This window comes from Terriglobus roseus DSM 18391, assembly GCF_000265425.1.
Taxonomy (GTDB): domain Bacteria; phylum Acidobacteriota; class Terriglobia; order Terriglobales; family Acidobacteriaceae; genus Terriglobus; species Terriglobus roseus.
Genome location: NC_018014.1, coordinates 3,546,780 through 3,560,296, shown reverse-complemented (window position 1 = coordinate 3,560,296; position 13,517 = coordinate 3,546,780). Strand labels below are relative to the sequence as shown.

Sequence of the window (13,517 nt, the reverse complement as noted above, 5' to 3'; positions counted from 1 at the left end):
CTGCCTCCTATGGGGAGCGTCGTGACGTAAGACGATGTCTTCCTCTAAGGAAAACATCACAAAAGGCTAAGGGCCTGGTCATAGACATCACCGGTCGCCTCGGACACACTACAGCCGAGCCGTTGACTCAACCGTGTGGTGCTTGACCCTGGGTCACCCTTTGAGTGATCCGTGCGACCGGTGCCGTATCCCCTCTAGTACCCCCGCCCTGGGCCCTCCAAGGAATGAGTAGAAATGATCACAGCGCGCCGCTCTCCCTTCCGTTTGAATCTTTATCTCCTTCTCCTTGCTTCTCTTGCGATCGTGGCCGGATGCGGTGACTCCGCCAAATCCACGCCTGCCGCAGCGGCACCAGGCATCTCGTCGCTCAGTCCTGCGACGATCACTGCGGGTGCTGCAAGTTTCTCTCTGACCGTGACCGGGTCCGGCTTCGTCTCCGGCTCTGCTGTGCAGTGGAACGGCAGCGGCCGAACCACCACTTACACAAGCCCCACGCAGCTCAGCGCGGCCATCGCGGCAAGCGATGTGGCTGCTGCCGGCACGGCGCAGATCGTCATCGCGAACCCCGACGGCCAGAAGTCGTCAGCCTCGACCTTCACCGTGAACGCAACTCTCCCCCTACCCACCGTCACGACCCTCAGCCCAGCTTCGGCTGCCGCGGGCAGCAGCGGCTTCACGCTGACCGTGAACGGCACAGGCTACCGGCAGGGCTCGCAAGTTGTCTGGAACGGCAGCCGGATCGTCACGACCACCGTCGTGAGTGCGACGCAGGTGACCGCAGTCATCCCAGCCAGCTTCCTGGCGACGCCGGGAAGCGCTGCGGTTGCGGTCGCCAACACCGATACCGGAGACACGTCGAGCACCCTCGCCTTCACCATCACGTCCGCACGTCCCGTGTTGACGTCCTTGTCGCCCGCAACCGCGACAGCGGGCAGCGCCGCAGTCACCCTGACAGTCAACGGCACCGGTTTCATCTCTGGAGCAACGGTCGCGTGGGCTGGGTCTGCCCGTCCAACGACATTTGTCAGCCCAACCCAGTTGTCCGCTGCCGTTCCAGCATCCGATCTTGCTTCGGCAGGATTGACGAATGTAGACGTGGTGCAGGCGGGCGTTCGTTCTACCAACCAGTTACCCTTCACAGTCGTTGCCACGGCTCCTTCGCTCGCGTCGCTTTCCCCAACATCCGTGCGCGCGGGGAGTGCCGGGTTTGATCTGACGGTCATTGGAACCGGCTTTACCGCAGGAGCTGCCGTCTCCTTCAACGGTGGGACGAAGCCGACGACGTTTGTCAGCGCAACCCAACTAAGGGCGGCGATCACAACAGGAGACCTGGCTGCCGCAGGGAGCGTGACGGTGTCCGTAATTCAAGGGACCGCACCCGCTTCCAACACGTTATCCTTCACCGTTACGCCGGCCGCACCGGTGATCTCGTCTCTGTCGCCGACAGGTGTGGTTGCGGGCGCTCCGGCCACCACGCTCACCGTCAACGGCTCGGGCTTCAGTGCCAGCTCCGTTGTGAAGTGGAACGGGACGGCGCTGACAACGACGGTCCGGAACGGCACACTACTTGAGGCTGCTGTACCCGCTGCAAATCTTACGTCCGCTGCAACCATCTCCATCACGGTGGAGAATCCCTCCAACGAGGGCGGTCTCTCCAACGCAGTGACCTTCGCGGTGTCAGCCCCGGTCAGCGGCAAGATCGTGCAGCTTCTGTCGACTAGCTATAACGGCGGGAACTCAAATGTGAACCAGGGGAACTCTCCACCCAATTTGAGTCAGGATGGCCGCTATGTGACGTTCGCCTCGTATGCGACGGACATCTTCGCCGGCGATACGAATCGGCAGACGGATGGCTTCTTGCGGGACACCTGTGTCGGTTCCGCGCCGGCGGGATGCGTGCCCTCGATTGCGCGAATTACCCAGGATCCGGAAACGTTCTATTTAAATGGGGCGTACCGGTATCTGGTCCTGAGCAGTAACGCGCGATATGCCCTGTTCGAAGCGACGGACTTCCGCCGGATCGATCTCCGGGATAACTGCATTGGAGCCTCGGCTTGCAGCCCGTCTGTCACACACATCAACTACATCCCCGGTGACCCGAACCTCGCAACGCCAAGCTCCTGCTGCTCCGCATTGAGTCCAGACGGCAGATACATCGTCTTCTCGGCACTCGTCACCAATCCCGACAACACGAGCTCGCGGGCGATCTTTGTGCGTGACACCTGTACTGGCGTGGCGGGATGCACCCCCAGCTCGACACGCGTAGCGCTTGGGTCAGGCGCGACGCCACCCCGGCAACCCTTCCAGTCGGATATCAGCAGCGGCGGCCGCTATATCCTCTTCCGCACCGCCGGGAACGACATCATTCCCACGTACAGCACAGCGCTGCATCTGTTCCTGCAGGACACCTGTATCGGCGCACCCACCGGTTGCACGATCACTTACACGGCCATGGACGTCCGGGCGGACGGCACCGAAGGAGACGGCAACCTTGCCAATGAGGCCCTGGCGTCGGAAGAACCTTCCTTCAGCAAAGACGGACGCTACGTCGTCTTCAGTTCGACCGATTCGCACATGATTGCGGGAAGCGTCTCGACCAACACTCCCAGGGTCTATGTCCGCGACACCTGCGTCGGTGCCCCCTCAGGCTGCGTACCCTCCACCACTCTCGCCACCGATCCAGCAGCCACTTCCAGGAGCTTCATCGGATTCCGCAGCATCAGCGAACACGGACGCTACGTCGTTTACATTCAGGAGGGCAGGAACTCGGCAGGTGCCTTCACCGAAACCCCAATGGTGCGCGATACCTGCCTTGGCGCTCCGGCGGGCTGTTCGCCGTCTACCAGCAAGGCGTCGGCGGATCCTGACAATGTGGTGGGGGCAACACAGCTTGTCTTCATCTATCCATCTATCAGTGCCGACGGTCACTATGTCGCATTCATGGGCGGTGGACAGGTGTACCTGGCCCAGACCGGTTACTGAAAAGCGGCATCGGGAAAACCTAGCCGTGGTGTGACGACACCACGGCTGAAGTGTTTGATCCCGGAGCATTGTTGCGGAAAGCCGATTATCCGTACTTAATCGCTGTACGTGTCCTCATCACGCCGTTCATTGCGGCGTGGCGGGCTGAGCCGCAGCAGCGTTTCTGCTAGTGTTGCCGCGCCCTCTAATAGTATCCCGGTGCCCTGGCGAGCTTTGGTTCATTGCCGATAAGTCGCTAGGTCACCTGATCCAGGCTGCTGAGCCAGCGAGACGCTGAGCAGGAACATCTGAGCTGGCGAGACGCACGGCGCAACAGGAAATAGGGAGATTCCCGGCGCAGTAGTAAGCTGGTCGCGAACACCCGAAGCCGTCACTGCTTGCCGCCAACACTTGCGTGCGCTATTTCTTCGCCTGCCTCATCCCCGAGAGGTCTACTTGTTTTATTGCTTTGACAAGTTTGAATTAAGTGAACAGGAATTCTCTCTCCGCCGTGACGGCCAGCGCATCGCGATCGAGCCGCGCGCGCTTCGAGTGCTGCTCGTTCTGGTCGGCAGCCAGGGCAAACTCCTGGAGAAGAAGACACTCCTGGAGGCAGTGTGGAAGGACACCTACGTCGAGGAAACGACCCTCACCCGCGCCATCGCCGTCATCCGCAAACACCTGGAAGACGATCCGCGCGCACCCAGATACATTGAGACCATTCCGACGCGTGGTTACCGTTTCATCGCGCCAGTCGAGATCAGGCCTTCGTCCGCTGACCCTGCAATGACGGTTCTCTCGTCGACTGTCGTTGCCGATCCCGGAGCATCCGATGCGGTAGCCAAGCCAACGCCGTCAACAGCACCCAGCACCGTGGCTCCTCTTCAGGCACCTGAGTCCAGAGCCGCGAAGAAGCAAAAGACAGCAACACGCATCCTGACTGCTTTTGTCTTCGGCGCAGTGGCCCTCGGGGCTTTCCTCGTGCAGCGACGGAGCCGGGGCGCGTCCCTGAGTACGAAGGACACAATCGTCCTCGCGGACTTCACCAACACGACCGAGGATCACGCCTTCGACGATGCGCTTCGTCAGGGCATGCTCGTGCAGTTGGAACAATCACCCGTCCTGCGGTTGGCCAGCGACAGCCAGATACGAAACACGCTCAAAATGATGGGCCTGCACACCGATGCCGTACTCACACCGGAAGCAGCTCGTGAGGTCTGTCAACGCATCGCTGGTACGGTCGTACTCAACGGATCCATCCACAGGCTGGGCAAAGAATATGTCATTGGCCTGCAGGCCAGACGCTGCAGCACGGGCGAACAGCTCGATGCGGAACAGGTTCAGGTTGCACGCAAAGAAGATGCGCTGAACGCCCTTAGCCAGATCGCCACGCGTTTTCGCACACGAATCGGCGAAGCCAGCGGCACGATCCATGACCTCGACACACCACTCGCGGAAGCCACGACGCCCTCTTTAGACGCTTTGCGGGCTTTCAGTCGCGGCATCGGGAACTTCAATACAAAGGGTAGCGCTGCCGCCGTACCGTTGTTTCAGCAGGCGACGGAACTCGATCCTGCGTTCGCCGAAGCGCATGTGTGGCTGGGCCGGATGTACGCAGACCTGGGGCAGGAAGCGGCTTCTATCCAGAGCACTCAGAAGGCCTATGGATTGCGAGAGCGGGCAAGCTATCGCGAACGTCTCTCGATCGATGTCTCGTACGAGTTGCTAGTCACGGGGAATCTCGAAAAAGCGAAGGCCGCCTGCGAGGCGTGGATTCAGATGTACCCACGCGATGTATATCCCAGGGCCTTTCTTTCGGCCATCGTGTATCCCGCGTATGGACAATACGACCGGGCGCTGAAGGAGGCGACCGACTCGATGACCGTCGATCCGGATTTCGTCGTGGGCTATCGAAATGCCGCGGTTAATCTGATCGCGCTCAATCGTGTCGGCGAAGCGGAGCAAATCCTTCAGCAGGCAGCGCAGAGAAAACTCTTCCTGCCCGGCTTTGTCAGTACTGCCTACCGGATGGCTTTTCTAAAAGGGGATGAGAACGCAATGAAGCGGGCATCGGATTCTGCACCGACGAATCCGTGGTTGTTGCACTACCGCGCAGCGACACAGGCGCAAGCAGGGAAAATGACGCAGGCGCGCCCTTTGCAGGAGCAGGCCGTTGGAATCACGCGGCGTGGACAAAGGCAGGAGACAGAGGCCGAACTCACGGTGGCTCAGGCGACCACAGACGTGCTCTATGGCTATCCCGAGGCGGCAGTCAAAGAAGCGCGCGCCTCCTTGCTTCTATCGACGGCAAGAAGTGTCGAATATTCTGCGGCTCTGGTCCTCGCGATGACGAAGCACGATGACGAAGCTCTACGACTCATCGCCGATCTCCGGCGGAGATTCCCGGAGGACACGCTTGTCCGCTACGAGTATCTCCCCACGATTCAGGCAGCGCTGGCCCTTGGCCACAATCAGCCGCAGCAGGCGATTGATCTGCTTCAACCTACGTCCCAGTTTGAAGTAAGCCTGCCCCTGAATGCTGTCTACCTTCGCGGTCTGTCTTTCCTTGCAATGGGTAAGGCGCCGCAGGCGGCTGCGGAGTTCCAGAAGATCGTCGATCATCCCGGGCTTGTGCTGTGTGACCCGCTCCTGAATTTGGCTCAGATCAATCTTGCGAGAGCCTATGTCGCGCAGGGAAAGCGGGAAGATGCGAGGGCTAACTACCAAAAGCTTCTCCAACGCCTAAGCGGCGCCGACGCCGGACTCCCCATACTGCAACAAGTAACTCGGGAACAATCTCGGGTCCTGTGACTCGAAAACAAAGCGAGGCCATCGTCCGGTTCAGTAGCCATCCGAGGGCACTGCGTTTCTTTACGTCATGTCTTTCCGTCACATGGCGTCACTAAGAAAAACCTAAGACAAACACAGCGCTTTTCTAAGACGCAAACGAGCACCGGCAGCGCATTGTGTAGGCACCCCTCTCGCACGACAACACCAGGTGCCTGCTTTGCGCTACGTACGTGCACCTGCTTCGGACGTGCTCCCGCGGAGGCCATTCCAAGGAGATCGACCCGTGAAGCCCGTCTACACTGCTTTACCTTCTCTAATCCTGCTGCTTTCGTTCTCGGTACCCTGCAAACTTGCACTCGCACAGCACACACCACCCGGATTTCGCGCACGCGATCCCGGCCCACGTCCGAATCCGAAGAGCGCGATTCCCAACCCGGTTCCAGGCCTGAACGAAAACGAGATCGCTCTCTTCACAGAGAGTCTGTTGCGAGTCTCCGAGCTTGAGGGAACCTGCGACACCTGCGTGCAGCAACCGCAGGGTGTGCTTCCGATCGATCCCGATCCAAGCAATCCGTTCTCGCCGAAGAAGCTCATCAACTCGGCGGGCATGGGACCGGTCTTCAACGCGGACCAGTGCTTCACCTGCCACTCCCAGCCCGCCATCGGTGGCAGTGCCCAGCGGAAGAACGCTGCCTTTGAAGTCGCCGGCCGCATGGGCGCAAACAACATCGTCCCCAGTTTCGAAGAGCGCAACGGCGCCTTCCGCGAAGTGCGTTTCAAGTTTGGTAGGGACGGTGCGCGAGACGGTGGCGTTCACAGTCTCTTCACGCTCGCCGGCAGATCAGATATTCCGGCCTCCTGCCGGGTCCGCCAGCCTGACTTTGACAAGGAAATGCGGGAACGCAACCTCGCCTTTCGCATCCCGCTGCAGTTATTCGGACTTGGGCTGATTGAATCGATTCAAGATTCGACCATTCGTGACAATATGCGTGCCGATCGGGAAGAAAAACGGGCGCTCGGCATCGAGGGACGACCCAACATCAACCCGAACACCGGCACGATCAGCCGCTTCGGATGGAAGGCGCAGAACGCCTCACTAACCGTCTTCGCCGGAGAAGCCTACAACGTGGAAATGGGCATCAGTAACGATCTTTTCCCGATCTCCCGCAATGAAGACTCGGAGTGCAACAAGGCCTACGAGCCCTTCGACGTTCCACGCACCGACGGTGTGTCCTACAACAACCCGCTCAAAATTATGCCCGCCTGGCTCATGTTCACAGAGTTCATGCGCTTCGTGGATGCTCCACAGCCCGCACCCATGTCGGCCTCCGCATCGCGCGGTAGGCAGCTCTTCAAGGATATCGGCTGTTCCTTCTGCCACACCCCGTCCATGCAGACGCCAGGCACGGCGAACCCTTCTGGCCAGTGGGATGAGATCGGTGCTCACACGGTGGCCCTCCGCGGACAGAGCGTAAACCTATACTCCGATCTGCTGGTGCACCACATGGGCGCAACGATGGCAGACAACATCGTGCAGGGCAACGCGGGACCGGATGAGTTTCGGACTACGCCTCTCTGGGGCCTTGGGCAGCGCATCTACTTCCTGCACGACGGCCGGACCTCGGACCTGGCAACTGCCATCCAGGATCACTTCTCCTTTCCCGGCTTCGACGGCGGCGACAACCCTGCGAAGGATCGCGACTCCGCGAGGTACGGCTTCTCCGAGGCGAATGGGACCGTCAGCCGCTTTAACAGGCTGCCGGAAGTCGACAAGCAATCCATCCTGGATTTTCTAAGGACTCTCTAGCAGCAGAGATCCGGAGTCACGATGAAACCACTGTCAGCGTTCTGTTTATCAATCATCATGCTAAGTCCTTCACTCGTCCGAGACGCTGACGCCGCCTCGGACCCTTTTCTTGGAAGATGGATACTCGATCCGTCGGCTTCGCGCTACCCGGCAGACACGTGCCCGAAACAGATGACCATCGAGATGACACGAGAAGTCCGCGGCGTGCATTACCACTCACATACGCAACCCGCAATCGGTGAGGCATTCGATGTCGACTACACCGCGGGCTACGACGGCAAGCCCGCCATGGTCACAGGCACCAAAGGAATCCTTTTGCCTGTAAGCCTTCGCCGCGAGAAGAACACTGTGACAGCAACCTATAAGAGTGCCTTCCAGGTAGCTGCGACCAGCGAGCGCGTGCTGTCTGAGGACGGCCGGATCATGACCATCACGACAATCTCCTCTGATTCGCAGGGCGTTTCCGTGAAGGTCGTGGGTGTCTATAGGCGAGATAAGTCAGCAACTCACCAGGAGGTTGGCGGCTCCAGCTGAGGCTCGTCACTTGCAACTCAGGGAGTCTACCGACAGCAGCGTTCCGCGAAGTCGCGACTTAACGATCGATTCGAACCGATCGTCGGCGTCCTTATCCGAACAGAGGTTCGTTGTAACAAGCGAGGCCCGGCGGATCCTGAACTCCACACCAGCCAAACGCCCACAACATCCTCATCACTGCGGAATAGTAGACATCGGCGACGCTTCGATTGGAAATAGCTTACAGGGCTGCGGCCAAAGGGAATGAGATACCGAAAGGTGCTCCCTCGTAGAGGGTCAGCAACCGTGTTCGCATCAGGTAGTATGCTGCGGCAGCTTCCTGCAATTGAAACGGTGCGAAGACCTCACAAAACCCGAAGAGAGTTGCGACTCGGATCTTCCACACGGCGCGCTTGAGCCGGACGCCGTCCCGACGGACCATCTCCGCGATGATTCGTCCTTCAACTTGATCCCATTTCGAGGCTATTGTTGCAAGATCCAGCATCGCGTCTGCATTTGCCGCCAGGACCGCCAGGCCTTTCTCCTCACCAAGATCACGCCACATTGTGGGAGGTTCCAAGCGTAACCGCAGCTGCGAAGGATTTAGGAAGTTTGCCGCAATCTCGCTGATCAGGTCCATGTCCACGGGTCGGATCCGGGCTGCAAGCTCCTCAACACTTGTTCTATGGACTCTGCGTCGTCGCCAATAGAAGCGCCCCTGAATCACTCCATAGGAGGCGAGAAAGCCAAACAGAACGATCAGGACAAGCATGCAACACTCCAGTGGGGATGGACGAGGTGAGAGTCACCGCTCATCATTTTATCGCTGTATTCGGCGCTGATAGTCATCTTTCAAGCGTGCGGGCATAATTGGCGTCTCGGGTTCCGGTAACCAGAAGGCGATGCACCAGAACAAAAGAACACCTTGATATACAGAGTTCCTCGTATTTTCAAGGAGTCCGAAGTGTCCCATAGTGCGCCAGTAGGCATGAAGGGAATCGATCACGAAGGCGGCCAGCGTCCACACCGTAAGCCCGAAACTTTCGCGCGCGATATAGCTTCGCCAATCAAGACCAAGGTTCTGCGTCGCTCGGACCACCGCGACAAATAGAAAGCAAACCAGCACTGTGGAGAAGAGGCTTGCGCGCGACGCCAGTCCGTCAAGAACATTGCTCGCAGCTGGCGTTATCCATGTCGCCAGCCCGGCCGCTAGAATCGGCCCGAATGCAAGGAACGGGAGAATCGCCTTCTTAGCCCCTTCCACCCAGTTTCCCTCTCGCTTCAAAGCAGATCGAGCGATCTCCGCAATGACTGCGATCTGGAGCAGGAAGTCACCCAGGGCGCCGACCCAATAGACGACACGATAACTTTCTTTGGAGCCGAGCCTGTAATCGAGAAAGCAAGCGAGTGCGTAGAACAATCCGTACCCGATCCAGGTGGTGAACCAGGGAACGATCCTCCAGCGCCCTTTTAAAAACAGCACGAGAAGCAGGACGACATTGAGGACCGAGTTCACCGCCCATAAGGCGATCTCTAAAAGAGACAGCTTCACGGATACCCCCTCTTCCGAAAGGGTACCCGAAGGCTGCTGTTTGTTACAGACCAAGTGCCGTCATGAGGACTGCCCAAACGCTCACGTCCGGGGATGAGGCGACCGCATTGCTATCCGCCTGTGGCCGTGGGTTCGCACCGCTGACTGCCTGGGGACGGGGATTTGCGCCGCTGACGGCCTGGGGGCGTGGGTTCGCACCGCTTACTGCGGTGGATGCTGCGTGAGCGGAGAGGGCCGAGGTGCCGAGTGCGAGTGACAGTGCGAACACGAAAAGGGACTTCTGAGTCATGGTATTGCTCCTTAAAGCGCATGTGCGCTCAAAGAAAGCCTATGACTCAGCTATGACTTCGTTGCCCTTTTTTCTTGGCCAGGCGCCATTTGCCTCCTCTAAGTCGCTTCCAACGCGCTCCTGGAGCGACCGATTTACGGCAACCGGGTCCTCCTGGGGAGACTCGCGTCTCGTTCTCTGTGCCGGCGTAGCAACTGATGGAGATCCCTTGTGCTCTGAAAGATATCGAGTACCGCAGATCAAGTGTTACCCATCCAAAGGAGTCGTCGGAGTGCGTGGACTAATAAAGCGGCGTAATGATTCCGTGTGGGAATTTCTGATCATCCCTTCGCTGATTGTCGTCGGCTTTGTCATTCTTGCGGAATTGGTGGATTGGCTCGACAACCACGCAGGTCCGCAGGCGACATGGGGGTTCTTCCGCTTGTGGCTCAGTCAGTATGTCGGCGACACGCAGGCGGCCATCGGAGTTCTGACAGCGATTGCAGGCAGTCTATTCACCGTCACGTCACTAACCTTTTCAATCCTTCTGCTGGCAGTGCAACAGGGCGCGACTGTGTTGAACTCGCAGATCGTTGATCATTATCTTCGCCGCAAATCAAATCGCGCGTGGTTCGGTTTCTTTGTCGGCGTCTCGCTGTTTGTACTCATCACTCTGGTGCAAACAACGCACACGAAGACCCCTGTGTTTGGCGTCATGGTCTCTACCTTTCTTGGGGCGCTGGCGCTGACTGCTCTTATCGTGTTGATCTACGGAACGGTCGATCAGACGCGGCCGATGACGGTCATCGACACCATAGTTGAAGCTGCGAAGGAAGCTCGGGTACGGCAGTTGCAACTGCTCGCCGCCGCGGCTCCCCTTGTACAGCCTGCAGCAGAAATACCCATCCTTTGTCCTGCGGATGGCTATCTGGTCAAAGTTGACTTCAAGGCGCTCGAACGTGCTCTCGCCTCAGAACCCGCAGCGCGCCTGTACTTAACCAAGCCAATCGGCTCGTTTCTTCCTGCGGGTACACGGGTTGCGTGGATTGGTGGAGCGACGAATGTCACTGAGCTTCCACGCCGGGTACTCGAAGCACTTATGATTCGTGTGCAACGCGACATCACACACGATCCGGCCTATAGCCTCGATCACCTGGCGACCATCGGCTGGACCGCCATTTCGACAGCGCACTCTGATCCGGCTGTCGGCGCGATCGTGATCCACGCGTTGCAAAGACTATTACACGCATGGGCGACTCCAGTGCAGCGAGCCCAACCGACGGCAACACAGATCTTTTAAGATGATCCGCTTTTCGCGCAGGTACTGGATTCGATCGAAAGCCTGATGGTTGCCGCCACGGAGTCTCACCAGCACCAGAGCCTTGCACTAATTGTCTCGTCACTCAGCGTAAGCCTTCCGACGCTGCCCGCTTCTTCCAGGGGAGGAGTGTTTCGGATGGTAGGAACTTTGGGGAAATCGCTCTCCAGCCACATCCCGACTCGGGCGTTGTGTGCAGCACTGGAGGAACTTGCGGCGACCTATCAGGAGCTTGGTGCGCGAGCCGAACTTGCCGAGTTGCGGACAGGGCTCGCACATCTGCTCAACGGCGATCGGCAGTCATAGTAGGAGCAGCCGGAATAGATCCGTGTCGTTCGCTGAAATCGGACCAGGTCTAGGCCCCCATCGTGATGGTCGAGAACGCTGCAGCGAGGCTCGGCCGCGCAGCGTTCTCGACCTTTGCGTGCGCCTAGCGCGCCACGAAACCACCGTTGACGAAGATCGTTTGTGCCGTGACCCACTGCGCTTCCGGTGAGATCAGAAACTCGATCGTCGGAACGATCTGCTCCACTTTGCCAAGCTCGCCGGTAACGCTCATGTGCTTCAAGAAGTCTGTCGATTCCTTTGTCTCTGCAGGGTGGAAGAAGGACGTGTCGAGCGGACCGGGGGCGATCGTGTTGACAGTCACTCCGGACGCACCGATCTCCTTTGCAAGGGCGCGCGTGAAGTCTTCCAGGGGCGCCTTGCTGCCGGCGTAGATCGAGTACAGACCAGTGGTTGCACCAAGAAGAGTGGTTCCGATGTTGATGATGCGACCACCCGCTGTCATTCGTTTCGCTGCAGACTGCATGGCGAAAAAAGGCACCTTTGCGTTGATCATGAAGCTGTCGTCATAATCCTGCTCCGTGATCTGCGCAATCGGTTTCTTGATGACTTTGCCCGCGGTGTTCACCAGCACACCCAGTTCTCCAAAAGTGCGGTCGGCGAACTCGAAGACAGCCTCAACCGACTGCTGATCGGTAAGCTCACCCTGGTATACGGCGGCCCGGCCTCCGGCGCTCTCTACCAGGCGCGCGGTCTCTTCCGCTTCAGCCAGAGAGGCTTTGGAACGGCAATGAACCACAACGTTCGCCTGATGGCCCGCGAGCATGACCGCTACGGCCCGTCCCATGTTTCGCGTGGCTCCGGTGACTACGGCGGTCTTACCTGCGAGTGAATACGTCATCGTGATCTCCTGGCGCTTGTAAGCGCAAATCCAGAGTAGGAAATGGCAGGCCAGGAGGTCTTTCAGGAAACCCCGGTTCTTGCAGATTACGGTGCTAAACTGAGCACGCTGTGGAGAGCGTCCTTTGAGTCCGGACCTGAAGAAAGAAAGGCCGGCGCAGCGAGCGGCAGTTCCTGTTCCTAAGTGGGGACCAAGCTCCACGACCGACCACGGCATGGCGGCCATCAATCGGCATCAGCCGGCCGAGATCTCCCATCAGTTGACTGGACACCTCATCCTTTGCAGCTTCACCACGTGCGTGGGACGCGAGACGAGGCTGGCAGGCTCTCGTATTCGAACCGTTGATGCGCACGCAGGCTCATGCGAGATTGTGCCGGCCGGCGCTGACTACTGGGCGCGTTGGCACAACCACAAAGAGGTGGCAGTGTTCTCGGTCGAGTCCGACTGGCTAAGCAAGATTGCTCAGCAGGAGGTCGGCGCCACACGGTTGGAGCTGGAAGTCGATGCTCTCCCGTTCGTCTCGGACCGGATACGACAGATCGCCCAAATGCTTCGTTCGGAGTTTATGCAGCCGCATCACGAGCCCTCCAGCCTGTACACAGACTCGTTGCTCACGCTGCTCGGAATGGAACTCATTCGGAACCATTCTTCCGCAGCCGCACGGCCGGAACGCCGCCAACGGCGGATGCCGAAAAAGACCATCGACAAGGTCACGCAGTACATGCGAAGCGAAATCGGCACGGCAATCACGGTAGAAAGTCTGGCTGATGTTGTGGGCTACTCGGCTAACCACTTCCTGAAGTGCTTCAAAGCCGAGACCGGGCAGACTCCACATAAATTCCTGGTGAATCTGCGTCTAGATCTTGCGCAGGAACTACTCACGACCACGAAATCGTCTATCACCGATATCGCGTTCAAGGCAGGTTTCTCGAGTCAGACGCACCTGACTTCAGCGATGACGAAAGAGCGGTCAGTGACTCCTGGCCAACTCCGAAGAGGCCTCGTCCTGGATCAGTAATCGCCGAGCGATGCACCGGAGCACGCACGGAACTCTAGTTTTGTCGCAGTGTCGCAGTCGGCTCCGCTGATCACAATCGATATGCCCTGTCGCGGCAAGGAACC

The 13,517-nt window shown here is 58.8% G+C and carries 10 protein-coding genes; 6 read left to right on the top strand and 4 right to left on the bottom strand.

Translation table 11 applies throughout. The annotated features are described in order from the left end of the window. The first annotated feature begins 234 nt into the window (after positions 1-234). The 4 genes from TERRO_RS22170 (at position 235) to TERRO_RS14460 (ending at position 8,092) form a co-directional block, all read left to right on the top strand. Complete coding sequence (locus tag TERRO_RS22170) at positions 235-2,982, top strand: PD40 domain-containing protein (protein WP_014786437.1); 2,748 nt, start codon at positions 235-237, stop codon at positions 2,980-2,982. Between the two features lie 435 nt (positions 2,983-3,417). Further along, the gene (locus TERRO_RS14470; RefSeq protein ID WP_014786436.1) at positions 3,418-5,772 is read left to right on the top strand and encodes a winged helix-turn-helix domain-containing protein; all 2,355 of its coding nucleotides are present in this window, start codon (positions 3,418-3,420) and stop codon (positions 5,770-5,772) included. 262 nt (positions 5,773-6,034) lie between these two features. After that, complete coding sequence (locus tag TERRO_RS14465; RefSeq protein ID WP_014786435.1) at positions 6,035-7,558, top strand: di-heme oxidoredictase family protein; 1,524 nt, start codon at positions 6,035-6,037, stop codon at positions 7,556-7,558. Positions 7,559-7,741: 183 nt separating this feature from the next. Beyond that, positions 7,742-8,092: a hypothetical protein gene (locus TERRO_RS14460; protein ID WP_157178359.1), complete on the top strand. Its 351-nt coding sequence runs from the start codon at positions 7,742-7,744 to the stop codon at positions 8,090-8,092. 220 nt (positions 8,093-8,312) lie between these two features. Here TERRO_RS14460 and TERRO_RS14455 read toward each other — a convergent pair whose 3' ends face one another. From TERRO_RS14455 to TERRO_RS14445, 3 genes are read right to left on the bottom strand one after another with little or no spacing between them, the layout of a single operon-like run. After that, complete coding sequence (locus TERRO_RS14455; protein ID WP_014786433.1) at positions 8,313-8,843, bottom strand: hypothetical protein; 531 nt, start codon at positions 8,841-8,843, stop codon at positions 8,313-8,315. Between the two features lie 48 nt (positions 8,844-8,891). Then, the gene (locus TERRO_RS14450; protein WP_014786432.1) at positions 8,892-9,623 is read right to left on the bottom strand and encodes a hypothetical protein; all 732 of its coding nucleotides are present in this window, start codon (positions 9,621-9,623) and stop codon (positions 8,892-8,894) included. A 43-nt stretch (positions 9,624-9,666) separates the two neighbouring features. After that, positions 9,667-9,912 carry a hypothetical protein gene (locus TERRO_RS14445; RefSeq protein ID WP_014786431.1) on the bottom strand — a complete coding sequence of 82 codons (246 nt, stop codon included), beginning with the start codon at positions 9,910-9,912 and terminating at the stop codon, positions 9,667-9,669. Here TERRO_RS14445 and TERRO_RS14440 point away from each other — a divergent pair. Further along, on the top strand, positions 9,911-11,191 hold the full coding sequence (locus TERRO_RS14440; protein WP_081490642.1) for a DUF2254 family protein: 1,281 nt from the start codon (positions 9,911-9,913) through the stop codon (positions 11,189-11,191). The two genes, TERRO_RS14445 and TERRO_RS14440, sit on opposite strands and share 2 nt — an antisense overlap. A 448-nt stretch (positions 11,192-11,639) precedes the next feature. Here TERRO_RS14440 and TERRO_RS14430 read toward each other — a convergent pair whose 3' ends face one another. Then, the gene (locus TERRO_RS14430) at positions 11,640-12,395 is read right to left on the bottom strand and encodes an SDR family oxidoreductase (RefSeq protein ID WP_014786428.1); all 756 of its coding nucleotides are present in this window, start codon (positions 12,393-12,395) and stop codon (positions 11,640-11,642) included. 298 nt (positions 12,396-12,693) lie between these two features. Between TERRO_RS14430 and TERRO_RS22165 the strand changes: the two genes are divergently transcribed. Beyond that, complete coding sequence (locus tag TERRO_RS22165; protein WP_157178358.1) at positions 12,694-13,413, top strand: helix-turn-helix domain-containing protein; 720 nt, start codon at positions 12,694-12,696, stop codon at positions 13,411-13,413. Positions 13,414-13,517 lie beyond the last annotated feature (104 nt).